Raw genomic sequence first — 21,856 nt, forward strand, 5'->3', positions numbered from 1 at the left:
TTCGTCCGGCCTAGTGTACGACAGCACCACCTGGTGGGACGCTGGTCACGGAGGGGCCGACCGAACCGTTACCGAACGGTGTCGACAGTCCCCGTCCGGGGGTCGTTCACAGGTTGTCCTGCGGGGTCTCGGTCGGGTTCGGTGTGTCACCGGGGTCGGTACCGTTGCCCGGATCCTCGGTGTCGGGGGCGGTCCAGGTGGCCGTCGCGGCGTCCGATCCCGGGGACTTCGCGAGGTCGCTCCCGTTCGCGCCGCAGGTGACGGAGTACTTGAACGTGACCGGCTGGTCGGCTGCGTCGGCCTGGATGCTGACGGCTGTCGAGGAGATCGTGCCCGAGGTCGCTCCGGAGGAGTCCTTGCCGCCGGTCACGTTCCACGAGTAGGTGGAGACGCTGTACCCGGTCGGGCACGTGGCTGTCTCCCAGCTGAAGGTCACCGATCCGGTGTCGGAGACGTCGCCGGCCTCGGGAGCGGCTGGCTTCGAGACGGTCGGCGGCGTGGTCCACTGCCGGATCGTCACGGTGTCGCCGGGGACGAGGCTGCCGGTCGGGTCGAGCGACTGGACGGTGTTCGGGCTGTTGGAGCCGGTCGCCGCGTCGCCGTCGACGACGGTTGCCACGAGTCCGAGCTGGCCGAGTTCGGTCTGCACCTCGGAGGTCGGGCGGCCGATGTAGTCCGACGAGTCGATGTCGACGCGGGCCACGGAGGGCGTGGGGCTCGGCGTGGTCTCCGTCGGGGTCGCTCGGGGAGTCGACCGCGACGGACTCGGTGACGGGTCCGGCGCACTGTTGCCGTTCAGGGCGAAGACAGCGATGCCCGCGGCGATGGCGAGCACGACGACGGCGCCCACGACCCACCAGATCCAGGCGCGCTTCTTCTTCGGCTCCTCGGACTCGTCGGAGACGGGCGAGCGGGGGGTGCCCGGCCCGCCGGCCACCGCGCCGGCCTGCGTGCCGATGAGTGCGGTCGCGGCGTCGTTCCCCTGACCCTGCGGCGGGTTGAACGCGACGGTGCCGTTCCCCGCGATCGCGGGGACGGCCACGGTGGCCGCGGCGACGTCACCACGGCGCAGCGCCTGTGCGGCACGGGCGAGGTTGGCGGCCGTCGCGGGACGGTCGGCGGGCTTCTTCGCGATGCACGAGATGACCAGGGCCGAGACGGGCTCCGGGATGTCCCCGGGCAGCGGCGGCGGCTGCTCGTTGATGTGCGCCATCGCGATCGCGACCTGCGACTCGCCGGTGAACGGTCGACGACCCGCCAGTGCCTCGTACGCGACGATGCCGAGCGAGTAGATGTCGGTCGACGGCGAGGCGGGGTGGCCGCTCGCCTGCTCGGGCGACAGGTACTGCACCGTGCCCATCACCTGACCGGTCGCGGTGAGCGGGACCTGGTCGGCGATGCGGGCGATGCCGAAGTCGGTGATCTTGACGCGACCGTCGGGCGTGATGAGCAGGTTGCCGGGCTTGATGTCGCGGTGCACCAGGCCGACCGCGTGCGCGGCCTGCAGGGCGTTCGCGGTCTGCGCGACGATGTCGAGCACCTTGTCGACCGGGAGCGTGTGCTCGCGCTCGATCATGGTCGACAGGGCCTCGCCGGGGACGAGCTCCATCACGAGGTAGGCGCTGCCGTCCTCTTCGCCGTAGTCGAAGACGTTGGCGATGCCCTCGTGGTTGACGAGGGCAGCGTGCCGGGCCTCGGCGCGGAAGCGCTCGAGGAAACCGGGGTCACCGAGGTACTCGTCCTTGAGGATCTTGAGTGCGACGGTTCGGCCGATGACGAGGTCGGTCGCCTGCCACACCTCGCCCATGCCGCCGATGGCGACCCGGGAGGAGAGCTGGTACCGCCCACCGAAGGTGAGTCCGCTGGTGGGTCTCATTTGTTCAGCACCGCCTCCATGACTTTCTTCGCGACCGGGGCCGCGACCGTGTTGCCGACTCCGGACTGCCCGAGCCCGCCGCCGTTGCCGACGACGACCGCCACGGCGACCTCCGGGTCCTTGGCGGGGGCGAACCCCGTGAACCAGAGCGTGTAGGGATCGCCGGTGCCACCTTCGGCCGTGCCGGTCTTGCCGGCGACGTCGACACCGTCGATCTTGGCATTGGTACCGGTCCCCGCGTTCACGACGCTCTGCATGGCCTCGGTGAGGTCAGCGGACTCGGAGGGTGACAGCGGATCACTGTACTGCCTCGGGGAGAAGGACTCGACCGTCTTCAGGTCGCTCGTGGTGATCGAGTCGATGAGCGACGGCTGCATGACCTTGCCGCCGTTCGCGATGCCGGCCGACACCATCGCCATCTGCAGCGGGGAGACCCGGACGCTCGCCTGGCCGAAGGCGCTCAGCATGAGCTGGGCCGTCGAGTCGACGTCGGGGTACTGGCTCGCGGTGGCAGCCATCGGGACCTCGATCGCGTCGCCGAAGCCGTACTTGTCGGCCATGCTCTTGATCGCGTCGTACCCGAGCTTCTGGCCGAGTTCAGCGAAGGGGATGTTGCACGAGTACTGGATGGCCGTGCGGAGCTTGACCTTGTCGCCGCCGCCGCAGGTGCCGCCCTCGGCGTTGTTGATGTACGAGCTCGTCCCGGGCAGCTGCAGTCGCGACGGGTTCGGGAACGTGGAGTCGAGGTTGTACTTGCCGCCCTCGAGTGCCGCGGAGGCCACCACGAGCTTGAACACCGACCCGGGTGTGTACAGGTCGCCGCCGATGGCGCGGTTCTGCAGCGGGGCGGTGTCGGCGCCGAGCAGGGCGTCGTACTGCCGCTTGACCTCGGCCGTGTCGTGTGAGGTGAGCGAGTTCGGGTCGTAGCTCGGCTTCGACACCATCGCGAGGATCTTGCCGGTCTTCGGTTGGATCGCGACGACGGCACCGCTGTTGGTGCCGAGTGCGTCGTACGCGGCCTGCTGCACGTCGGGGTCGATGGTCAGGTTGACGTTGTCGCCCTGGACGTCCTGGCCGGTGAGGATCGAGTTGAGGTTCTGGAAGAACGAGGCGTCGGAGTTGCCCGACAGCACGGTGTTCTCCGCGCTCTCGATGCCGGTGTTGCCCTGCCCGATCGTGAAGTACCCGGTCACCGCCGAGTACAGGTCGCCGTTCGTGTACTTCCGCTGGTACTCGTACTGGTCGTCCACCGGGGTCGACTCGGCGATCGGGCTGCCGTCGACGAGGATCGCGCCACGCTTCGTCGAGTAACTGTCCAAGATGGTCCGGGAGTTCCGGGAGTCGGCGCGCAACGAGTCCGCTGCGAAGAACTGGATCGACGTCGTCGACACGAAGAGTGCGACGAACATGAGCACGATGACGGTCGAGACACCGCGGAGCTGTCGGTTCATCGACGACGCTCCTTCCTGGTCCGCCCGCTCGCGGCGGGGAGCGCGCCCTGCTGGACACGCTGTTCGGCGGGGATCGAGTCGGTCAGGCGCAGCAGCATCGCGGCGATGATCCAGTTGGCGATGAGCGAGGAACCACCGGCGGCCATGAACGGCGTCGTCAGGCCCGTCACCGGGATGATCCGGGTGATGCCACCGACGACCACGAACACCTGCAGGGCGATGATGAAGCCGAAGCCGACACCGAGCAGCTTGCCGAAGTCGTCCTGCGCCATGAACCCGACGCGGATACCGCGCGATGCGAAGACGATGAAGAGGGCGAGGATCGCGAAGACGCCGATCAGGCCGAGCTCCTCGCCGAGCGACGCGACGATGTAGTCGGCGTTGGCGACCGGCGTGATGTACGGCCGGCCCTGCCCGAGCCCGGTCCCGGTGATCCCGCCGTTCGCGAAGCCGAACAGGCCCTGCACGAGCTGGTAGCTCGCCTGGGTGTCGCGGCTGAAGACCTCTTGGTTGAACGGGTCGAGCCACTGCTCGAAGCGGCCGCGCACGTACTCCAGGACGCTCTGTGCGACGAGGGCGCCACCGATGAACAGCGTGAGCCCGATCGCGACCCAGCTGATGCGTGCCGTGGCGACGTAGATCATCACGAGGAACAGGCCGAAGTAGAGCAGGGCGGTGCCGAGGTCGCGCTGGAACACGAGGACGGCCATCGCGGCGCCCCACATCACCAGGATCGGACCGAGGTCACGGGCACGCGGGAACGTCATGCCGAGGAACTTCTTGCCGACGATCGACAGCGAGTCGCGGGCGGTGACGAGGTACCCGGCGAAGAACAGCGCCATGGTGATCTTCGCGAGTTCACCGGGCTGGAACGAGAACGGGCCGATCTTGATCCAGACCCGCGCGCCACCGATGTTCGTGCCGATGCCCGGCAGCATCGGCAGGAGCAGCAGGACGATCGTCAGCGCCATGAAGATGTAGCGGTACCGCTGCAGGAACCGGTGGTTGCGGACGGCGACGAGCGTGATGATCGCCAGGACCATCGCGAGCATCGTCCAGACGATCTGCTTCACCCCGATGGCGTCCCAGCCGGACAGGCCGTTGTGGACGTCGATGCGGTAGATCTCGGCGATGCCGATGCCGTTCAGGACGAGCGCGATCGGCAGGATGAACGGGTCGGCGTTCTTCGCCACGACCCGCAGCACCACGTGCATGACGAGTGCGAGCCCGAGGATGCCGCCGCCGACCCAGAGCACCGACTGGTCGAACAGCCGGCCCTTGGTGCCGAGCTGCACGAGCACCATCGCACCCGCGCAGATGCCGCACGCGATGACGAGCAGGAAGAGCTCGAGGTTCCGCGCGCGAGCGGGCTCCCGGAGCTTGATCGTGATCGCCTGGGTGAAGGACTGGGCGGCCGTGGCGTTGCTCATCGCGGGCTCCGCGTCGGACTCGGAGACGGCGATCGGGTCGGCGAGGGCGACGGTGACGAGCTGGCGTCGCCGTCCCCACCGGTGCCGGCCTGGTCCTGGCCGGTCGCGGCGGCCTTGCGCAGGCGGTCGACGATGTCACGGGCGTCGGTGAGGGACTGCGCGTTGATCGTCGAGCGGACGTTCTCGCGGGTGTAGTCCGGCAGCGACGAGACCGTGATGTCGGTGTCCTCGTACACGTCCGACAAGGCCAACGGCCCGATCGACTGCTGCACGCCCTTGTAGATCGCGACGGTGCCGCGGTCGGTGCCGACGTAGTAGTGGTCCTGCGTGATCCGCCAGCCGATGAACACCGCGCCGACGAGCACGGCGACCGCGACCACGAGCGCGACGGTCCAGGACACCCGACGGCGGATGCGGCGTCGGCGGTCCTCGGCGATGAGCTCGGCGAAGAACTGGTCGGACTCGGGCTCGAAGTGCGAGTCCTCGGGCGCGGTGGTGACCTTGAGCGGGTGGAGCAGGATCGTGGGGAGGCGGATCGGCTTGCGGCCGGTCGACGCCTCGAAGGTGAGCGGTGCCGCAGCGGAGCCGACCGTGGTGGCCGCGTCGTCGTCGTCCTCGGGTTCGGTGTCCGTGACGTCCATCACCACGACGGTGACGTTGTCGGGGGCACCGTGGTCGAGCGTCTCCTTCACCAGGCGCTGCGTGACCTGGTTGGCGTCCATGTTCGAGGCCAAAGCGTGGCGGATGCGCTCTTCGGCCAGGTACGAGGACAGGCCGTCGGAGCAGAGCAGCCAGCGGTCGCCCGGCTGGATGTCCATGATCGCCGTGTCGACCTCGGGGGCGGCGTCGACGTCGCCGAGCACGCGCATCAGCACGGAGCGGCGCGGGTGGACCGCGGCTTCCTCGGGCGTGATCCGGCCGCTGTCGACGAGCCGCTGGACGAAGGTGTGGTCGGACGTGATCTGCTGCAGCTCGCCGTCGCGGTGACGGTAGATGCGGGAGTCGCCGATGTGCGCGATCGCGATCTGCTCGCCGACGCGGATCATCGCGGACACCGTGGTGCCCATGCCGGTGAGCTCCTGGTGCTCGAACACGGTCTCGGTGATCAACTGGTTCGCCGCGATGAGTGCCGACTGCAGTGCGAACTCGGCGTCGTGCGCCGACGGGAACTCGCGATCGACCTCGCGGATGCGCCGGATCGCGATCGCCGAGGCGACGTCACCGCCGGCGTGGCCGCCCATGCCGTCCGCCACCGCGAACAGGTGCGCCCCGGCGTAGCCGGAGTCCTGGTTGTTCGCGCGGATGCGCCCCACGTGGGACACAGCGGCGCTCAGCGTGCGAGCGGTCATGCCGGGTTACCGCCGCAGCTCGAACGTCGTCGTCCCGATCGTGATGGGCGTGCCCTCTGCCACGAGGACGGGAGCGCTCACCTTCTGACCGTTGACGAAGGTGCCGTTCGTGGACTCGAGGTCGGTGAGGAGCCAGCCGTCGGCGCGGAGGTCGAGGCGGGCGTGGTTGGTCGAGGTGTAGTCGTCGCGGATCACGACGTTCGACTCGCTCGACCGTCCGATCGTGATGGGGCCGCCACCCAGCGGCATCTCCATGCCCTCGCGCGCACCCTCGGTGATGACCAGGCGGGACGCGGCCGGCGAGGCGGGACGCTGCGAACCTCCGGGTTGCCCGATCACGTCGGTGAACGCACCGCTCGAGGCGGGGCCGGGGGCCGCCGCAGCCGGCACGGTGGGGGTGCTCGGTCCGGACGGCGCCGACTTGGGATCGGTCGGGATCGTGCGGACGCGCTGGCCGAAGAGATCGCTGCGCAGGGCGAACACGATCACGAAGACGAACAGCCAGAGCACCGCGAGGAACGCGAAGCGCAGGACGAGCAGGGTCAGGCCTGTGGTCATCGAGCACCTCCGTCGTTCTCCGGGATCACCCGGAACACCATACGGGTACGACCGATCTCGATGGTGGAGTCCGGCTCCACGATCGCCTGCTGGAAGTGCTGACCGTTCAGCTTCGAGCCGTTCGTGGAGCCGAGATCGGTGGCCTGGGCGTGCTTGCCGTCCCACAGCACCTCGACGTGCTTCCGGCTCGTCCCGGTGTCCGCGATGGTGATGTCGGCGTCGCTGCCGCGCCCGATCACCGTGCGCCCGCGGTGCAGTCGGTGTCGCTGCGAGCCGATGTCGAGCACCGGGACCCAGGCCACGTCGCGCTGCACGGTGGTGGAGTCGACCTGCAGGATGCCCGTCGAGAGCGTGCCGTCCTGCTGGAGCCGGATGGTGACCGGGCCGGAGAACGAGTAGTTCTGCGCGACGGCGTGTTGGTGCACCATCTGGGTCAGTTCGTCGATGAGCGGGCGACCGACGTCGTTCATGCGCGTGCAGTCCGGCGGTGCCAGGCGCACGGTGAACTCGTTCGGCACGAGGATGCGCTCGCGGGAGACCACTGCAGCCTTCGTGTCGAGCTCGCGCCGCAGGGCGCTCGAGATCTCGACGGGCTGCACCCCGGAGCGGAAGGTCTTCGCGAACGCGCCGTTGACGGCGCGTTCCAACCCTCGCTCGAAGTTGTCCAGCAGGCCCATGCGTCTCCCGTGTCGTCGGTCGTCAACCACTGCATGGTAGTGGTTGGCGTTGACACCCGTCTGTGCGTGGTAGTGTTTCGGGGCTGGCGCGAGTGGCGGAATTGGTAGACGCGCACGGTTCAGGTCCGTGTGCTGGAAACGGCGTGGGGGTTCAAGTCCCCCCTCGCGCACCAGGCGAAGAACAGGAAAGGCCCCGGAAGAATCCGGGGCCTTTCCTGTTTCTCGGGCGCGGGCCGGGGACGGCCGTCGACGCGTCCGGCCTCAGCCCCGGTCTGCGTCCGTCGTGTGGTCGGCATCCGGCCTGGAGGCACGGCCCGGCCCCGACACGCCGGTTCCGTCGAACCCGTGGTCGGCTCCCCTTGCCTGCTGCGAGCCGAAGAACGGGCGTGCGCTGGGCAGGAAGAGCAGGACCGCGGCGACGACCGACAGCGCGATCGTCAGGACCGCGAGTTCGCCGCCGGTGAGGCTCAGGACCGCGCGGAAGGCCGCGACGACGACGAGCACGACGCGCGCGACGCGGGAGCCCGCGGCCATCCGGAACACCGCCCACATCACCAGGGCCCAGAGCGCCAGGGCGACGATCCCGGCGAGGACCGGTGCCTGGCCGACCGCGGCGTCCGTCGCGAAGAACTGGAGCACGGTGGCGACGACGCAGGCTGCCACCCACACCAGCCACAGCACGAAGGACACGGTGACCACCTGGGGCCGGTCCGGTCGTCGGAGGATGAAAGTCCTGGTCATGCTGCACCGCCCTCTGCCGCTCCCTGGTGCGGCACGTCGAGCGTACCGAGCGGACGGAGACCTGCCGAGGTGCCCCGCTACGGTGACCGGGTGACCGACGAACGCACGACCGTCCCCCGTCCCGGTGTCGACGTCCCCGACGACCGCGGTCGCATCGGACTCGACGCGGTGGGCCGTGCCCTCGACCGCAACCCCGACGTCGTCGTGCAGGACGTCGAGGTGGTGTCGAACGGCTGGCACGTGCTCCGCCGCACGACCCTCGACGTCCGGCGCCGTGACGGTCGGTGGGACCGGCAGCAGCGCGAGACCTACGACCGCGGCAACGGTGCGACGGTCCTGCCGTACGACGCCGAGCGCGGCACCGTCCTGCTCACGCGGCAGTTCCGGTGGCCGGCGTACGTGAACGGACACCCGGACGGCATGTTGATCGAGGCCGCGGCGGGACTGCTCGACGAGGACGATCCCGAGACCGCGGTGCGGCGTGAAGCGGTCGAGGAGCTCGGCATCCGGCTCGGTGTGCTCGAGCACCTGGGCGACGTGTTCATGAGCCCCGGTTCGGTCACCGAGCGGGTCCACTTCTACCTCGGCGCCTACACCGCGGCCGACCGGGTCGAGGCCGGTGGCGGCGTGGAGGACGAGGGCGAGGACATCGAGGTGCTCGAGGTGCAGCTCGACGAGGCGCTCGCGATGGTGGCGGACGGTCGGATCGCCGACGGCAAGACGATCATGCTGCTGCAGTGGGTGGCGCTGCGGCGGGTGTCACCCCGACAGGGCTGACCCGTCCAGGCCCACCGCTCGCGCGACCGTGGTGCGGACCATGGCCTCGCGGGTCGGGCGGTCGAGGTAGTCGACCAGGGCGTACCCGTTGGTGGCGTCGACGAGCGCGAAGAGCAGGCGTCCGACGCCGTCCGGGTCGTCGGTGTGCAGCACCCCCGCGTGCACCCCGTCGACGACGACCGTGGTCGCGAGGAGCTGCCAGGCGTCCATGACGTCCCGTGCCGCGGTCGCCAGTGCCGCGTTCGTGCGGCCGATGCTCCAGGCGTCGGCCCACAGGGTGGCGACGTCGTCGCGGGCGGGATCGGCGATGCAGTCGAGCAGGGTGCGGAGGCCGGAGACGGGGTCGGGCGCAGCGGCGACGATCGCGCGGACCTCGGCGACCTCGGCCACCGCGACGGTGCGGAACGTCTCGCCGACCAGGTCCTCCATGCTCGGGCGGTAGTGGGCGACGAGCGAGGGCGCGACCCCGATCACGGCGGCGACCCCGCGGAGCGTCACCGCCGCGAGGCCCTCGGCACGCGCCAGGTCGACGGCGGCCGCCGTGATCTGGGCTCCGCGTTCGGCCGGGCTCAGGCGCCGGCGGGCCGGTGTCGACGGCATCGTCCCACCGTATCCGCGCGTCACGCGCCCTCGACCACGAAGGCTGCCCAGAGGTCGGCCCGGGTCGAGAAGACGGAGAGGTCACGGTCGAGGAGCCGACCGGCGTGCTCCACCCGGGCGCGGGCGGTGTGCCGGTGGATGCCGAGGACCCGTGCGGTGCGGTCGTACTCGCAGTTCTCCTGCAGCCAGGTCCGGACGGTGCCCGTGAGCTCGGTGCCGGCCGTGCGGTCGTGGTCGAGCAGCGGGGCGAGGAACGCGCGGGCGACGGCACCGGCGTCCACGTCGACGTGGGCGAGGTGGGCGAGCACCCCCTCTCGGGCGAGGTCGCCGAACTCGGTGGTGCCCGGGCGTCCTTCACGGCGTCGGTCGAGCGCCTGCACGGCCTCGGTGCGGGCGCGTCCGAACGACCGGTACGCGGCGCCGTCGGACAGGCCGGCGCGCAGGTCGAAGCGGTCGACGAGTGCACCGACGATCCCGGTGTCGTCCGCGTTCACGCAGAGGAACAGGGCGTCGTCGACCGCGAAGAACAGGTGCCCCGGACGGTCCTGCACCCACAGTTCGAGCAGGTCCACCACGGTGTCCAGTTCGTGGTCGGGGACGTCGACGGCCGCGATCCGGACGGGTTCGGCGGGCAGCGGCCCCCACACCTCGCGTGACGTCGCCTGCACCACCTCGGGTTCGCCGACGGACAGCATCGTGAGGAGTCCGGTGCGCAGGAGTCCCCGGGCGCGGGCGAGCTCGCGGTTCTGCTGCAGGGCGAGGCCGGCCAGGGCGATCACGGCCGTGACGACCTCGCGTCCGGCCCGGTCGAGGGCTCCGCCGTTCGCGATCGCGAGCACGCCGCTCAGGTGCCCGCCGCTGCCGAGCGTCTGCAGGGTGTACCCGACGCCCCGGTCCGTGGCGACCGGCAGGCTCGCCCGCTGCCCGGAGCGCAGCAGCCGCAGCGCCTCGGTCCGCAGGAGGTCGAGGTCGGCAGCGGGCAGCCCGTCGGCGGGGCGTCCGCGGTCGAGCCGCCCGGAGACGTCGAACAGGCCGACCCACCCGTCGAGCTGCCGGGACAGCTCGGCGATGGTAGCGCCGAGTCCGTCCGGTCGCATCGCGGCGAGCGAGATGGCCCGCTGCGCCGCGAGGGCCCAGGCACCGCGTGCGTTGGCATCCCGGGCGACCGCTTCGGCGTTGGCCTGCGCGACCGCGATGAAGGAGGTCTCGTAGGGCACCTCGAACAGCGGCAGTCCGTTCCGGGTGCAGGCGGCGACCAGGGCGTCGGGGGTGCCAGCCCGGACCACCTCGGTGCCGAACCCGAGCGCCACGACACCGCCGTCCACGAGCCGCCGGACGTAGGCCTCGGCGACGTCGTCGCGCACCTCGGCCTCGGCGCCGAACTGGGTGCCGGTCGTGAGCAGTCCCTGTCCCTCGGCGAGGAACGGCGTCGGGTCCTCGAGGTCCGAGCTGTGCAGCCAGGACAGCGGGGCATCGAGGGCGTGCTCGTCCGCGTCGGTGAGCGGGCGCAGGTGGAGTTCACGCCGGTGCAGCAGGGAGCGCAGCGTTGCGGGCATGCGGTCACCCTATCCACCGGGTCGATCTGGCCGGGGGCCGATGTACGCCGTGGACAGTACGAGTGCGCGGTGGTGGCTCCTACCATCGCGGCATGTCCTCCACCGCAGCGTCCGCGACCCGAGCGACCACCGGCGGCCCCTCGCTGCCCCAGGAGCGACGGCTCGTCACCGCCGTCCCCGGCCCGCGATCGCAGGAGCTGCTCGCCCGGAAGGCCGGTGCCGTCGCGGCCGGGGTCGGCGTCGCCGTGCCCATCGCCGTCGTCGCGGCCGGTGGCGGCGTCGTGGTCGACGCCGACGGCAACTCGTTCGTCGACCTCGGGTCCGGGATCGCCGTGACGTCGGTCGGCAACGCCCACCCCGGTGTGGTCGCTGCGGTCACCGAGCAGGTCGCCGCCTTCACGCACACGTGCTTCACCATCGCCGCCTACGACGGGTACGTCGCCGTCGCCGAGGCACTCAACCGTCTGACCCCCGGCGACCACGAGAAGCGGACGGCGCTGTTCAACTCCGGGGCCGAGGCCGTCGAGAACGCCGTCAAGATCGCCCGGAAGCACACCGGTCGGCAGGCCGTCGTCGTCTTCGACCACGCCTACCACGGCCGCACGAACCTGACGATGGCGCTGACCGCGAAGAACCAGCCCTACAAGAACGGCTTCGGACCGTTCGCACCCGAGGTCTACCGCGTCCCGATGTCGTACCCGTTCCACGACGGGCTGTCGGGGCCCGAGGCGGCGAAGCGTGCGATCAGCCAGATCGAGAAGCAGGTCGGGGCTCTGAACACCGCCGCGGTCCTGATCGAACCGATCCAGGGCGAGGGCGGCTTCGTCGTCCCGGCACCGGGTTTCCTCACCGCACTGTCCGAGTGGGCCACCGCCAACGGCGTCGTGTTCATCGCCGACGAGGTGCAGACCGGGTTCGCCCGCACCGGCGCGATGTTCGCCAGCGAGCACGAGGGGATCGTGCCCGACGTCGTCACGACCGCGAAGGGCATGGCCGGCGGACTGCCGTTGTCCGGTGTGACCGGGCGTGCGGCGATCATGGACTCCGCCCACGTCGGCGGCCTCGGCGGGACGTACGGCGGCAACCCGATCGCCTGCGCTGCAGCCCTCGCGGCCATCGACGCCTTCGAGCACGACGGACTCGTCGAGCGCGCCGGGGCGATCGGCGCGGTCCTGCTCGACGCCCTGCGCAGCGCGCAGGCCGACGACCCCCGCATCGGCGACGTCCGCGGCCGCGGTGCGATGGTCGCGATGGAGCTCGTCGACCCGGCCACCGGTGATCCCGACCCCGGGCTCACCGGACGGGTGGTGCAGCACGCGTTCGAGCACGGCGTCATCGCCCTCACGGCCGGCACGTACGGCAACGTCGTGCGCTTCCTGCCGCCGCTGTCGATCGACGACGACCTGCTCCGCGACGGCCTGACCGTCGTCCTCGACGGGCTGGCCGCGTCGTGAGCGCGACGATCCCCGCCACAGCGTGGCCCAGCGTCCCCGACGCCACCGGACCAGCCGCCGAACAGGCGGTGCTCGACCGCGTCCCCACGGGCCTCCTGGTCGACGGTGTCTGGCAGCCGGCGGCCGACGGCGGTACCTTCGCCGTCGTCGACCCTGCGACCGGCGAAACACTCCTGCACATCGCCGACGCCTCGCCCGAGGACGGCCGGAAGGCGCTCGACGCCGCCGTCGCCGCACGGCACGGCTGGGCGAGCACGCCCCCGCGGCAGCGCGCCGAGGTGCTGCGCCGCGCCTTCGACCTGCTGCAGGAGCGACGCGAGGAGTTCGCGCTCCTGATGACGCTGGAGATGGGCAAGCCCCTGGCCGAGGCCCGCGGCGAGGTCGCGTACGGCGGCGAGTTCCTCCGCTGGTTCTCGGAGGAAGCGGTCCGGATCGGCGGTTCGTACGGCACCAACCCCGAGGGGACCGGCCGTGCCACCGTCTCGCACAAGCCCGTCGGACCCGCGTTCCTGATCACGCCGTGGAACTTCCCGTTGGCGATGGCGACCCGCAAGATCGCACCGGCGCTCGCCGCCGGCTGCACCGTCGTCGTGAAGCCGGCCGAACTGACGCCGCTGACCACCCTGCTGTTCGCCGACCTGCTCGTCGAGGCCGGTGTGCCCGCCGGCGTCGTCAACGTCGTCCCGACCACCCGGGCCGCCGAAGTCTCCGCGCCCGTGATCGCCGACCGCCGCCTGCGCAAGCTGTCCTTCACCGGTTCCACGCCGGTCGGACGCACACTGCTCGGCCAGGCGGCGCAGAACGTGCTCCGGACGAGCATGGAGCTCGGGGGCAACGCACCGTTCCTGGTGTTCGCCGACGCCGACCTCGACCTGGCGGTGGAGGGCGCGCTCGCCGCGAAGTTCCGGAACACCGGCCAGGCCTGCACCGCCGCGAACCGGTTCCTGGTGCACGAGGACGTCGCCGACGAGTTCACCCGCCGGGTCACCGAGCGGGTCGCCGCGATGCGGGTCGGCCGGGGGACCGAGGACGGCGTGGCCATCGGGCCGCTCATCGACGCCCGAGCCGTGGACAAGGCGCACCGCCTGGTCACCGACGCGGTCGAGCGCGGAGCGACGCTCCGGACCGGCGGACACCCGGTCGACGGGCCCGGCACCTTCTACGCACCGACCGTCCTGACCGACGTGCGACCCGGCAGCGCGATCCTCGACGACGAGATCTTCGGGCCGGTGCTCGCGATCCGCACGTTCCGCTCCGAGGACGAGGCCGTGGCCGCCGCGAACGACACCGAGTACGGTCTGGTCGGCTACGCGTTCACCGAGGACCCGCCACGCGGGCAGCGCCTGATGGAGCGGCTCGAGACCGGCATGCTGGGGCTGAACACCGGGGTCGTGTCGAACGCCTCGGCCCCGTTCGGCGGCGTGAAGCAGTCCGGCCTCGGTCGCGAGGGCGGCGGCGAGGGCATCGCCGAGTACCTCGAGACCATGTACACGCTCACCCCGGACCCGTTCCGGCACACCGACAGCACCACGACCGCACAGGGAGCAGCTCGATGATCGAGAAGGACGTCGTCGTCATCGGAGCCGGTGTCGCCGGTCTCACCGCCGCGAACCGCCTGCGGGCCGCCGGCCTGCGGGTCGCCGTGCTCGAGGCCCGCGACCGCGTGGGGGGCCGCACCTGGACGAACGACATCGACGGGGTGACCCTGGAGATCGGCGGGCAGTGGGTCTCGCCCGATCAGACCGCACTGCTCGAGACCCTCGACGAGCTCGGCCTGCAGACGTACGACCGGTACCGCGAGGGCTCCAGCGTCTACGTCGACGCCGACGGCACGCGGACCGAGTACACCGGCGACATCTTCCCCCTGCCCGAGGCCACGGCGAACGAGATCGAACGGCTCGTCGCCGTCGTCGACGAGTACGTCGCGAAGGTCGACCCCGCCCGCCCCTGGGAGACCCCGGACGCGGCCGCCCTCGACGAGGTCTCGTTCCGCGCCTGGCTGCACGACCTCAGCCCGGACCGGGTCGCGACCGACAACGTCGAGCTGTTCATCGCCGGCGCCATGCTCACGAAGCCCGCCCACGCGTTCTCGGCGCTGCAGGCCCTGCTGATGGCGGCGTCCGCCGGGAGCTTCACCAACCTGGTCGACGCCGACTTCATCCTCGACAAGCGGGTCGTCGGCGGCATGCAGCAGGTGTCCGAGCGGCTCGCCGAGCGCCTCGGCGACGACGTGCACCTGAACGCCCCGGTCCGGACGCTGCGCTGGGGCGACGACGGGGTCGTCGCGCTCGCCGACGGCGGGATCGAGGTGCACGCCCGACAGGCCCTCGTCGCGGTGCCGCCGCCCCTGTACTCGCGGATCTCGTACGAGCCGCCGCTGCCCCGACGCCAGCACCAGCTGCACCAGCACCTGTCGATGGGCTTCGTGATCAAGGTGCACGCCGTCTACGACCGTCCCTTCTGGCGTGCGGCGGGCCTGTCCGGCACCGCGTTCAGCCCGTACGAGGTCGTGCACGAGGCGTACGACAACACCTCGCACGGTTCGGAGCAGGGGACCCTGGTCGGGTTCGTCTCCGACCAGCACGCGGATGACCTGTTCGCGCTGTCGACCGAGGAACGCCGGGCCCGGGTGCTCGCCTCGCTGGCGCACTACTACGGCGACGAGGCCCTGTCGCCCGTCGTCTACTACGAGAGCGACTGGGGCACCGAGGAGTGGACGCGCGGCGCCTACGCGGCGAGCTTCGACCTGGGCGGGCTCGTCCGCTACGGCGCCGACCAGCGCGCCGCGGTCGGTCCGATCCGGTTCGCCTCGAGCGACCTGGCCGGGCAGGGCTACCAGCACGTCGACGGTGCCGTGCGCATCGGTCGTGAGGTCGCCGAGGAGATCCTGGCGGTCGTTCCACAGCCCACTGCGGCACGGTAATCACCTCGGCGGGTTACGGCTGGGTGCCCCGTCCAGGCGCCGACGCGTACCGTCCGGGCCATGAGTGACGCAGCGAACGGGTCCAGCGACCCCACCAAGGACCAGGAGCAGTACACCGAGGACCTGCCGGACGGGTCGCCCACGGGCGACGCGACGGAGGACCCGCAGCAGGACAGCGACACGGACTCCGGCGGCGAGCCCGCCGACCCGCAGCAGTAGCGGCGACCCGCGGACGGACTGGAGGCGCGGTGCCAGCTGGCACCGCGCCTCCCGTCCGTCGTGGGGCCGGCTGCAACACACCGGCGTCTTGATCGGACGCCGTCACGTCAGCGAGACGCCGCCGGATTCGGCGGCGTCTCGCGGAGACGCCGGCGTCTCCGCGTCGGTCAGCCGATGCGGATCAGCTTCTTGTTCACGAACTCGTCGGCCCCCAGGGGGCCGAGCTCGCGGCCGAAGCCGCTGCCCTTGACGCCACCGAACGGCAGCTCCGGGCTGTCCGCGCCGACGATGTTCACGTAGACCATGCCGGCCTCGATCCGGTCGGCGACCCGGAGTGCCTGGTCGGCGTCGGTGGTGAACAGGTACGAGCCGAGGCCGTACGGGGTGTCGTTGGCCAGGGCGATCGCCTCGTCCTCGTCGGCGACGCGGTACACGGCGGCGACGGGGCCGAAGAACTCCTCGCGGTAGGCGTCGTTGTCCGGTGTGACGTCGGTCAGGATCGTCGGCAGGAAGGCGTTGCCCTGGCGATCGCCGCCCGTGACGACGGTCGCACCCTGCTCGACGGCGGCATCGAGCTGCTCCTGCAGCCGGTCGGCCGCGGCTGGTGACGACAACGGGCCGAGTTCGGCACCGGGCACGCTCGGATCGGTCGGTTCGACCGCCGACATCGCCGCGGTGAACTTCGCCAGGAACTCGTCGTACAGGCCGTCGACCACCAGGAACCGCTTCGGGGCGTTGCAGACCTGCCCGTTGCCCTCGAGCCGGGTGGTGACGGCGGACTCGACGACGGCGTCCAGGTCGTCGGTGGACAGCACGATGAAGGGGTCGGAGCCGCCCAGTTCGAGCACCACCTTCGTCAGGTTCCGGCCGGCGATCTCGGCGACCGCGGCACCGGCGCGCGCCGAACCGGTGAGTGAGACGCCCTGCACGCGCGGGTCGGCGATGACGTCGGCGACCTGGTCGTTCGTCGCGAACACGTTCGTGTAGGCGCCGTCCGGGAAGCCGGCATCGTGGAAGATCCGCTCGATGGCCAGGGCGGACTCCGGGCACTGCGGTGCGTGCTTCAGCAGCACGGTGTTGCCGATGACCAGGTTCGGTCCGGCGAACCGGGCGATCTGGTAGGCGGGGAAGTTCCAGGGCATGATGCCGAGCACGACGCCGATGGAGGCCTTGCGGATGAACGCGGACCCCTCGGACCCGTCCGCCAGGGTGATCGGCTGGTCGGCCAGGAACTCCGACGCGTGGTCCGCGTAGTAGTCGTAGATGTCGGCGCAGAAGTCGACCTCGCCCTCGGCCTGGTCGATCGGCTTCGCCATCTCGCGCACGATCGTGGCGGCGAGTTCGGCGTGCCGCTCCCGGTACAAGTCCGCGACCCGGTGGAGCAGGGCCGCGCGGTCGGCGACCGTCGTCGTCCGTGACCACTCGCTGTGGGTGCGGTCGGCGGCTGCGACGGCGTCGTGCAGCTCGGCGTCCGTGATGGTCGGGTAGGTCTCGAGGGTCGTGCCCGTGGTGGGGTCAGTGACGGCGTACATGGCGTCCTCTCGTGGTGGCGGTCAGGCCTGGTCGGTCAGCTGCTTGTTCACACCGGTGACGGGCTGGTTCTCGTCGAAGCCCTTCGGTGCGACCCGGAAGCCCTTGGTGATGACGAGCAGGTAGACGAACCCGATCGCCGCCCACACTCCTCCTGCGATCAGGGCGTCGGCATGGAGCTGCGTCCAGAGCACCCCGGTCAGGAGCATCGCGACCCCCGGCAGCACGATGTAGCGCCAGCGGTCGCCCGCCGTGTGACGGCGCCCGTTCCGGATCGCGAAGTGCACGATCACGGTGGCGTTGACGAAGGTGAACGCGATGAGCGCGCCGAAGTTGATGTAGGCCGCGATCGTGTCGAGCGAGAAGCTCATCGCCAGCAGGGTGACCGCGCCGACGAAGACGACGTTGAACACCGGGGTGTGCGTGCGGGGGTGCACGTAGCCGAAGACCCGCTTCGGCAGCACGTTGTTCCGACCCATCACCATGAGCATGCGGGCGACGCTGGCGTGCGACGCGAGACCCGAGGCGAGTGCGGCGACGAACCCGGCCGACACCAGGACCGCCTGGAACACCGGACCGCCGACGAGCAGGCCGATCTGGGGGAGCGGGTCGTCGGTGAACTCGCCGAACGGTGCGTTGGTGGGGAAGCGGAGCTGGGCGAAGTAGGCGGAGACCAGGAAGATCGCACCGCCGAGCAGGACGGTCAGCATGATCGCCTTCGGCATGATGCGGATGGACTTCGCCTCTTCCGTGTACATCGTCACGGCGTCGAAGCCGATGAACGAGAAGCAGACCACCGTCGCCCCGGTGAGCAGGGCCGACATCGTCACGCCGTCGTGCACGAAGGGTTCCGCGCTGACGATCGTGCCCGCACCGGCACCGTGGGTGAGCTCGATGACGGTGAAGACCACGAACGCGATCATCGCCAGGACCGCACCGATGAGCAGCACCATGTTGAGGTTCGACGTGCCGCGCATCGACAGGCAGATCACCGTCGTCACGAACACCGTGTACACGACGACGGTCACCCACGGGGGCAGCCCCGGGAACACCTGCTCCAGGTAGAGCCGGATGATCAGGGCGTTCACCATCGGCAGCAGCAGGTAGTCGAGCAGTGACGCCCAGCCCACCATGAAGCCGAGGTTCGGGTGCATCGACTCCCGGACGTACGTGTACGCGGAACCGGCCGCGGGGTAGACGCGCACCATCTTCCCGTAGCTGATCGCGGTGAGCGCCATGATGACGAGGGCGATGAGGTACGCGCTCGGCACCGCGCCGTCGGTCTGCCCGGAGACGATGCCGAAGGTGTCGAACACGACCGTCGGGGTCATGTAGCCGAGGCCGAGTCCGACGATCGCCCAGAGCCCGAGGCTCCGCTTCAGCGACCCGCCGCGCACCGGTGCTGCCGGCGCGGTGACCGCGATCGGTGATGCCATGTGACTTCCCTGCTCTTCGGGGCCGGGCAGCGGCGCCCGGATCAGTTCGGAGCACCATACCGACGGGTCGGCAGTGGGCGGACCGGCCGCGGTGTACAGGTGATCGGCACCCGCTGTACACCGCGGCAGTGGTTCAGGCCACCGGTTGCTGCTGCGTGATGCAGTGCAGCCCGCCGCCGCGCGCGAACACCTGTCGCGCGTCGATCGAGCGGACCCGTCGGCCCGGGTACGCGTCGGCGAGGATGCCCCTGGCGCGGTCGTCAGCGACCGGGTCGCCGAAGGCGCAGGCGATCACGGCACCGTTCACCACGACGTGGTTCACGTAGTTCCAGTCCACCGCTCCACCGTCGTCCGACAGCGTCGACGGGGCGGGCAACTCGATGATCGTCGCATCGGTCGCCTGCTCGAGCGCTCGCCGGATCTGGGGCATGACCAGGTGGTCCGGGTGGCCCGCATCCGGCTGGGCGTGCAGCAGGACCGTGCCCGGGTCGGCGAAGGTCGCCACCATGTCGACGTGGCCCCGGGTGCCGAAGCCGTCGTAGTCGCGCGTCAGACCGCGGGGCAGCCAGACCACCCGTGTGGCGCCGATCGTGCGTGCCAGCTCCAGCTCGACGCGCTCCCGGTCGGCGTACGGGTTCCGGCGCGGGTCGAGCTGCACCGTCTCCGTCACGAGCACGGTGCCGGTGCCGTCGACGTGGATCGCCCCGCCCTCGTTGACGAGCAACGACGGGATCCGCGTGGCTCCCGCAGCACGGGCGACCGTCGCGGCGACCTCGGCGTCACGGGTCCACGTCGACCACGGGTTCGCACCCCAGCCGTTGAAGACCCAGTCGACGGCGCCGAGCTCCCCGGTCACGTCGTCGACGACGAACGTCGGACCGATGTCGCGCATCCAGAAGTCGTCGAGGGGCGCCTCGAGCACGTCCACGCCGGACGACAGCAGGCGACCGGCATCCGCGCGGGCGACCGGGTCCACGACGACGGTCACCGGCTGGTGCTCGCTGATCGTGTTGGCCGTGGTCGCCCACGCCGTGCGCGCGGCCTCGGCACTCGCCGCGTCGTCGCCGAGCGTCAGGCCGGGGCGCGGGAAGGCCATCCAGGTGCGTTCCTGCGGAGCCGTCTCGGGAGGCATCACCCACGTCATGCGCGCGCCCCGCGCCCGTCGGTGGCCGGTTCCACGGCCAGGGCCGCGTCGATCGCGTCGCGTGCGCCGTACGCGTGGCGTTGCTCGTCGACGGGGTCGACGAGCCCGGCGTACAGGTCGGGGCGCCGGGTCAGGTAGAAGGGGAACAGCCGGAGCCACTCCGTCCGGGCGTCGAGGTCGAGGTCGGCGACGAGCACCACGCTCGCGTCACGGGGAGCCTCGACGAGCACGCGGCCGAACGGGTCCGAGATGAACGACGAGCCGTAGAACGTGATGTCGCCCTCGTCGCCCCACCGGTTCGGCACGACCATGAACTGCCCGGCGGTGATGCCGTTCGCCACGATCACCCGCTGCCAGATCGGCGCGGTGTCGAAGTCGGGGAAGGTCGGTTCGGAGCCGATCGCCGTCGGGTACACGAGCACCTCGGACCCGGCGAGACCGTAGGAACGGGCGACCTCGGGGAACCACTCGTCCCAGCAGGTCGGCAGCCCGAGGCGCGCGCCGAGTCCGGCGGGCTCGTACACCGGGAAGGCATCGTCGTCCGTCCCCGGGCGGAAGTACGTGTCCTCGTGGTAGCCGGCGCTGATCGGGATGTGGGTCTTCCGGGTCCGGCCGACCAGGGTGCCGTCGGGCGCGACGAGGACGGCGGTGTTGTACCCGCGTGGGTCGTCGGGCTGGTCGTCGTCGTCCGGCCGCTCGTACAGGGAGGCGTGCACGAACACCCCGTGCTCGATCGCCCGGGCACGGGCGAAGGCGACGGTCGGACCGTCCTGCAGCGACTCGGCGAGGTCCTTCGGGGTCCCGCTCGCCGGGGAGTCGCCCGGGTAGCGGCGCAGCGTCAGTTCGGGCAGGAACACCGCGGTGGCTCCGTGCGCTGCGGCGGTCGCGATGCCGTCGGCGAGCTGGGCCCGGTGCTCGTCCGGGTCGGGGAGCCACTGCATCTGCACGAGGGCGATGCGGAGGGACCGGCGGGGTGCGCCGGTGTCGGCGTGCAGCGGCGACGGGAGCGAGGGTGCGGTGACGACGTCCATGCGGCCATTGTTGATCACGCGGTCAATTGAAGCAAGACCCCGGCTCGGCTGTCGGATATCAGTATGCTGGTCCCGGGTTCGTGTCGTCGCCGGGACGTGGGCCCGGGCAGAGAAGAAGCCCACCACTGCAGCAACAGTGGTGGGCTTCGATTTGTCCTCCGAGTGGAGAACGAGGGACGAACTGGGTCCCGAGCCTGAAACTCGGAGCCAGTGTAACGCGCTCGTCGAGCGAGTTGCATCCCTCGGCCTGCACTTCTCGTGTCCGCCGGCGCTGACACGAAGGTGGTCCGATGCCGAACGACACCGAACCGCGTCGCGGCCGTCCGGTGCCGTGGCTGGGGATCGCGAGCTTGCTCGTGACCGTGGCCCGGTTCCTGGTCGAGCTGTGGCGCAAGGGCTGAGCCCCAGGGCACCCCGCGCATCTCGCGCGGGGTGCCCGTCGGGTGGGTCAGCTGATGATGTTGACCGCGCGCGAGATGACCAGTGCCAGCAGGATGAACCCGCTGAGCGCCTGGTAGGCCATGATCATCTTCGCCCGGACGGTCATCGGCATCGTGTCCGTCGGGCTGAACGCCATCATGTTCGTCATCGCCACGTAGAGGTAGTCGAGGTAGACCGGCCGCCAGTCCGCGGTCTTCGGGTCGGTCTCCTGCGGGAACTGGAAGTCCGCTTCGGCACCCGCCCACAGCTCGGGGCGACGCCGTGCCACCGGACCCCCGCGGTCGAGCTCCCAGTAGACGAGCCCGAACACGATGATCGTGCTCACCCAGACCTGCAGCGCGGTGAGCAGCACGGCCGAACCGTCCGCGTGCCCGCCGAGCAGCTCGGTGATGGTCCGGATGACGGTGAGCTGGCTGGCGACGGTGAGCAGGGCCGCGAGCGCGAACGACAGCCACCGCGACCAGGTGGTCTCGCGCGTCAGACGCCGCGGGTTGAACACGATGAGCGGGGCGAGCAGCAGGACGCCCAGGACGGGCACCACCCACGACGGGAAGAACAGCACCTCGTCCGGCAGGAACAGGCTCAGCGCCAGGTTCACCAGGACCGCGACGGCGACCGGTGCCCGGTGTTCGTGTCTCGGTCGGGTCCTCGTCGGGGTCACGG

At 70.8% G+C, this 21,856-nt stretch carries 19 protein-coding genes and 1 tRNA gene; 6 read left to right on the top strand and 14 right to left on the bottom strand.

Features of this window, described 5'->3' with window-relative positions; all coding sequences use genetic code 11:
• Nucleotides 1-106: 106 nt before the first annotated feature.
• Genes FFG40_RS03065 through FFG40_RS03090 form a run of 6 tightly spaced genes read right to left on the bottom strand, consistent with a single transcriptional unit; the run spans nt 107 to nt 7,341 of the window.
• Nucleotides 107-1,876, bottom strand: coding sequence for a protein kinase domain-containing protein (locus tag FFG40_RS03065; protein ID WP_138802198.1), 1,770 nt, complete (start codon nt 1,874-1,876; stop codon nt 107-109).
• On the bottom strand, nt 1,873-3,327 hold the full coding sequence (locus tag FFG40_RS03070; protein WP_138802199.1) for a penicillin-binding protein 2: 1,455 nt from the start codon (nt 3,325-3,327) through the stop codon (nt 1,873-1,875). Before FFG40_RS03070 ends, FFG40_RS03065 begins: the two co-directional genes overlap by 4 nt.
• Nucleotides 3,324-4,757, bottom strand: coding sequence for an FtsW/RodA/SpoVE family cell cycle protein (locus FFG40_RS03075; protein WP_027466931.1), 1,434 nt, complete (start codon nt 4,755-4,757; stop codon nt 3,324-3,326). The genes FFG40_RS03070 and FFG40_RS03075 overlap by 4 nt, the downstream gene beginning before the upstream one ends.
• A complete protein-coding gene (locus tag FFG40_RS03080; protein ID WP_138802200.1) occupies nt 4,754-6,106 on the bottom strand; it encodes a Stp1/IreP family PP2C-type Ser/Thr phosphatase in 1,353 nt (450 codons plus the stop codon). The genes FFG40_RS03075 and FFG40_RS03080 overlap by 4 nt, the downstream gene beginning before the upstream one ends.
• 6 nt (nt 6,107-6,112) lie before the next feature.
• Complete coding sequence (locus FFG40_RS03085) at nt 6,113-6,664, bottom strand: FHA domain-containing protein (protein ID WP_138802201.1); 552 nt, start codon at nt 6,662-6,664, stop codon at nt 6,113-6,115.
• Entirely contained in the window at nt 6,661-7,341 is a 681-nt protein-coding gene (locus tag FFG40_RS03090; protein ID WP_138802202.1) for a DUF3662 and FHA domain-containing protein, read from the bottom strand. Before FFG40_RS03090 ends, FFG40_RS03085 begins: the two co-directional genes overlap by 4 nt.
• An 86-nt stretch (nt 7,342-7,427) precedes the next feature.
• Here FFG40_RS03090 and FFG40_RS03095 point away from each other — a divergent pair.
• Nucleotides 7,428-7,514, top strand: a tRNA-Leu gene (locus tag FFG40_RS03095).
• An 88-nt stretch (nt 7,515-7,602) separates the two neighbouring features.
• Here the strand turns inward: FFG40_RS03095 and FFG40_RS03100 are convergent.
• Nucleotides 7,603-8,082 (bottom strand): hypothetical protein, encoded by a 480-nt coding sequence (locus FFG40_RS03100; protein WP_138802203.1) that lies wholly within the window; start codon nt 8,080-8,082, stop codon nt 7,603-7,605.
• Between the two features lie 90 nt (nt 8,083-8,172).
• On the opposite strand from FFG40_RS03100, the gene FFG40_RS03105 reads away from it, so the two are divergent.
• The gene (locus tag FFG40_RS03105; RefSeq protein WP_138802204.1) at nt 8,173-8,859 is read left to right on the top strand and encodes an NUDIX domain-containing protein; all 687 of its coding nucleotides are present in this window, start codon (nt 8,173-8,175) and stop codon (nt 8,857-8,859) included.
• Here the strand turns inward: FFG40_RS03105 and FFG40_RS03110 are convergent.
• Complete coding sequence (locus tag FFG40_RS03110; RefSeq protein ID WP_138802205.1) at nt 8,842-9,459, bottom strand: TetR/AcrR family transcriptional regulator; 618 nt, start codon at nt 9,457-9,459, stop codon at nt 8,842-8,844. The genes FFG40_RS03105 and FFG40_RS03110 overlap by 18 nt on opposite strands.
• A 20-nt stretch (nt 9,460-9,479) precedes the next feature.
• Nucleotides 9,480-11,015 carry a PucR family transcriptional regulator gene (locus FFG40_RS03115; RefSeq protein WP_138802206.1) on the bottom strand — a complete coding sequence of 512 codons (1,536 nt, stop codon included), beginning with the start codon at nt 11,013-11,015 and terminating at the stop codon, nt 9,480-9,482.
• 92 nt (nt 11,016-11,107) lie between these two features.
• Between FFG40_RS03115 and gabT the strand changes: the two genes are divergently transcribed.
• The 4 genes from gabT (at nt 11,108) to FFG40_RS16965 (ending at nt 15,611) form a co-directional block, all read left to right on the top strand.
• Nucleotides 11,108-12,469 carry a 4-aminobutyrate--2-oxoglutarate transaminase gene (gene gabT / locus FFG40_RS03120; protein ID WP_138802207.1) on the top strand — a complete coding sequence of 454 codons (1,362 nt, stop codon included), beginning with the start codon at nt 11,108-11,110 and terminating at the stop codon, nt 12,467-12,469.
• A gap of 68 nt (nt 12,470-12,537) precedes the next feature.
• Nucleotides 12,538-14,025, top strand: coding sequence for an NAD-dependent succinate-semialdehyde dehydrogenase (locus FFG40_RS03125; protein ID WP_138803405.1), 1,488 nt, complete (start codon nt 12,538-12,540; stop codon nt 14,023-14,025).
• On the top strand, nt 14,022-15,392 hold the full coding sequence (locus tag FFG40_RS03130) for an NAD(P)/FAD-dependent oxidoreductase (protein ID WP_138802208.1): 1,371 nt from the start codon (nt 14,022-14,024) through the stop codon (nt 15,390-15,392). Before FFG40_RS03125 ends, FFG40_RS03130 begins: the two co-directional genes overlap by 4 nt.
• Nucleotides 15,393-15,452: 60 nt before the next feature.
• Nucleotides 15,453-15,611, top strand: coding sequence for a hypothetical protein (locus FFG40_RS16965; protein ID WP_155896911.1), 159 nt, complete (start codon nt 15,453-15,455; stop codon nt 15,609-15,611).
• Between the two features lie 167 nt (nt 15,612-15,778).
• Here the strand turns inward: FFG40_RS16965 and FFG40_RS03135 are convergent, their stop codons facing one another.
• From FFG40_RS03135 to FFG40_RS03155, 5 genes are all read right to left on the bottom strand, one after another.
• Nucleotides 15,779-17,143, bottom strand: coding sequence for an NAD-dependent succinate-semialdehyde dehydrogenase (locus tag FFG40_RS03135; protein WP_138802209.1), 1,365 nt, complete (start codon nt 17,141-17,143; stop codon nt 15,779-15,781).
• 21 nt (nt 17,144-17,164) lie between these two features.
• Entirely contained in the window at nt 17,165-18,577 is a 1,413-nt protein-coding gene (locus FFG40_RS03140; protein ID WP_138802210.1) for an APC family permease, read from the bottom strand.
• Nucleotides 18,578-18,710: 133 nt separating this feature from the next.
• Nucleotides 18,711-19,721 (bottom strand): agmatine/peptidylarginine deiminase, encoded by a 1,011-nt coding sequence (locus FFG40_RS03145; protein WP_138802211.1) that lies wholly within the window; start codon nt 19,719-19,721, stop codon nt 18,711-18,713.
• A complete protein-coding gene (locus FFG40_RS03150; RefSeq protein WP_138802212.1) occupies nt 19,718-20,752 on the bottom strand; it encodes a nitrilase-related carbon-nitrogen hydrolase in 1,035 nt (344 codons plus the stop codon). The genes FFG40_RS03145 and FFG40_RS03150 overlap by 4 nt, the downstream gene beginning before the upstream one ends.
• Nucleotides 20,753-21,200: 448 nt before the next feature.
• Nucleotides 21,201-21,854 carry a DUF1345 domain-containing protein gene (locus tag FFG40_RS03155; RefSeq protein WP_138802213.1) on the bottom strand — a complete coding sequence of 218 codons (654 nt, stop codon included), beginning with the start codon at nt 21,852-21,854 and terminating at the stop codon, nt 21,201-21,203.
• Nucleotides 21,855-21,856: the final 2 nt, after the last annotated feature.

It is taken from the genome of Curtobacterium sp. KBS0715 (assembly GCF_005938005.2).
GTDB classification, from domain to species: domain Bacteria; phylum Actinomycetota; class Actinomycetes; order Actinomycetales; family Microbacteriaceae; genus Curtobacterium; species Curtobacterium flaccumfaciens.

What these genes read in the sequence shown, in the direction of transcription:
- FFG40_RS03065 (WP_138802198.1), bottom strand. Translation starts at nt 1,876, where the DNA reads ATGAGACCCACCAGCGGACTCACCTTCGGTGGGCGGTACCAGCTCTCC.
- FFG40_RS03070 (WP_138802199.1), bottom strand. Translation starts at nt 3,327, where the DNA reads ATGAACCGACAGCTCCGCGGTGTCTCGACCGTCATCGTGCTCATGTTC.
- FFG40_RS03075 (WP_027466931.1), bottom strand. Translation starts at nt 4,757, where the DNA reads ATGAGCAACGCCACGGCCGCCCAGTCCTTCACCCAGGCGATCACGATC.
- FFG40_RS03080 (WP_138802200.1), bottom strand. Translation starts at nt 6,106, where the DNA reads ATGACCGCTCGCACGCTGAGCGCCGCTGTGTCCCACGTGGGGCGCATC.
- FFG40_RS03085 (WP_138802201.1), bottom strand. Translation starts at nt 6,664, where the DNA reads ATGACCACAGGCCTGACCCTGCTCGTCCTGCGCTTCGCGTTCCTCGCG.
- FFG40_RS03090 (WP_138802202.1), bottom strand. Translation starts at nt 7,341, where the DNA reads ATGGGCCTGCTGGACAACTTCGAGCGAGGGTTGGAACGCGCCGTCAAC.
- FFG40_RS03100 (WP_138802203.1), bottom strand. Translation starts at nt 8,082, where the DNA reads ATGACCAGGACTTTCATCCTCCGACGACCGGACCGGCCCCAGGTGGTC.
- FFG40_RS03110 (WP_138802205.1), bottom strand. Translation starts at nt 9,459, where the DNA reads ATGCCGTCGACACCGGCCCGCCGGCGCCTGAGCCCGGCCGAACGCGGA.
- FFG40_RS03115 (WP_138802206.1), bottom strand. Translation starts at nt 11,015, where the DNA reads ATGCCCGCAACGCTGCGCTCCCTGCTGCACCGGCGTGAACTCCACCTG.
- gabT (WP_138802207.1), top strand. Translation starts at nt 11,108, where the DNA reads ATGTCCTCCACCGCAGCGTCCGCGACCCGAGCGACCACCGGCGGCCCC.
- FFG40_RS03130 (WP_138802208.1), top strand. Translation starts at nt 14,022, where the DNA reads ATGATCGAGAAGGACGTCGTCGTCATCGGAGCCGGTGTCGCCGGTCTC.
- FFG40_RS16965 (WP_155896911.1), top strand. Translation starts at nt 15,453, where the DNA reads ATGAGTGACGCAGCGAACGGGTCCAGCGACCCCACCAAGGACCAGGAG.
- FFG40_RS03135 (WP_138802209.1), bottom strand. Translation starts at nt 17,143, where the DNA reads ATGTACGCCGTCACTGACCCCACCACGGGCACGACCCTCGAGACCTAC.
- FFG40_RS03140 (WP_138802210.1), bottom strand. Translation starts at nt 18,577, where the DNA reads ATGGCATCACCGATCGCGGTCACCGCGCCGGCAGCACCGGTGCGCGGC.
- FFG40_RS03145 (WP_138802211.1), bottom strand. Translation starts at nt 19,721, where the DNA reads ATGACGTGGGTGATGCCTCCCGAGACGGCTCCGCAGGAACGCACCTGG.
- FFG40_RS03150 (WP_138802212.1), bottom strand. Translation starts at nt 20,752, where the DNA reads ATGGACGTCGTCACCGCACCCTCGCTCCCGTCGCCGCTGCACGCCGAC.